At 74.8% G+C, this 1,129-nt stretch carries 2 protein-coding genes; both read left to right on the forward strand.

All coding sequences use genetic code 11. The features are described 5' to 3' along the window. On the forward strand, positions 1 to 205 hold a 205-nt coding region (locus tag ASG00_RS15025), incomplete at its 5' end, for a hypothetical protein (RefSeq protein WP_200930819.1). Beyond that, positions 202 to 1,129 (forward strand): cytochrome P450 (locus ASG00_RS01255; protein WP_156456168.1); only part of this gene is annotated, 928 nt, incomplete at its 3' end. The genes ASG00_RS15025 and ASG00_RS01255, both read left to right, overlap by 4 nt.

Consider the following 1,129-nt stretch of genomic DNA (forward strand, 5'->3'; position numbering starts at 1 on the left):
GAGCGTGCGCATCGTCGGGTACACCGGGCCCGGGTCGTGGTCGGGCACGCTCTCCGGCACGATCACCGAGGGTGGTGTCACCTACCCGCTCGCCCTCCCGGCGGTGCCGGTCACCACGACCGCCTCGGGCGGGTCGCTGCACCTCTCGGTGACCGAGAGCGGGCACACGCTCAGCGGCGAGGTCGACTGGGCGTGCGGCGCATGAGCGCGCCCGCCGTGCTCGGAGCGCGCCCGCGGTCGATCCTCGAGGTGGCCGCGCAGAGCGCCCTGGCGCTTCCCACCCGCAACCCGGGCGCGATGCTGCGCCGGCTCACCCGTGACGGGCGCGAGACCATCCGCATGGGGCGCGGTCGGCGGCGGGTCTTCCTGCTGACCGAGCCCGACGATGTGCGCACCCTCCTGGTCACCCACGCGGGCGACGTGCACAAGGGGCCGGGCGTGCAGGCCACGAGCGCGCTGCTCGGGCAGGGTCTGCTGACGTCGGAGGGGGCGGCTCATGCGCGGGCGCGCCGGCTCGTCGGGGCGGCGTTCTCACCCACGCAGCTCGACGCGTACACCGCGGTGATGGTCGAGGAGGTGCAGGCGAGCATCGAGCGGCTGGCCGCGGCATCCGTCGATCTGCACGCCGAGATGACTCGACTCACCCTGCTCATCGTGGGGCGCACGATCCTCGGCGCGCGACTCGACGACCACGCCGACGAGGTGCGCACGGCGCTGCAGACAGCGCTGACCGAGTTCGTGCGCCTGCGGCCCGGAGCGCGCGCGGGCGCCGAGGTCGTGACGTCGGGTCGCATCGTCGAGGCCCGTGAGCGACTGCTCGCCCTCGTGACCCGGTTGGTCGCCGAACGGCGGGCGTCCGGCGCCGACGGGCGCGACGCGCTGTCGACGCTCGTGGCGGCACGCGACCCCGAGAGCGGCGGGGCCGACCGGCTCACCGATGCGGAGATCGCCGACGAGGTGATCACCCTCATGGTCGCCGGTCACGAGACGACCGCGAACGCCATCGCCTTCTGCCTCTGGCAGCTCGCGTCGCGCCCCGACCTGGCCGAACGCATCCGCGCCGAGGTCGATGAGGCGGGGGATGCCTCGTGGCTCGACCCGCGCGGCCGGCTGCCGTTCACGCGGCGGG

It is taken from the genome of Microbacterium sp. Leaf351 (genome assembly GCF_001423825.1).
In the GTDB taxonomy this organism is placed as follows: domain Bacteria; phylum Actinomycetota; class Actinomycetes; order Actinomycetales; family Microbacteriaceae; genus Microbacterium; species Microbacterium ginsengisoli.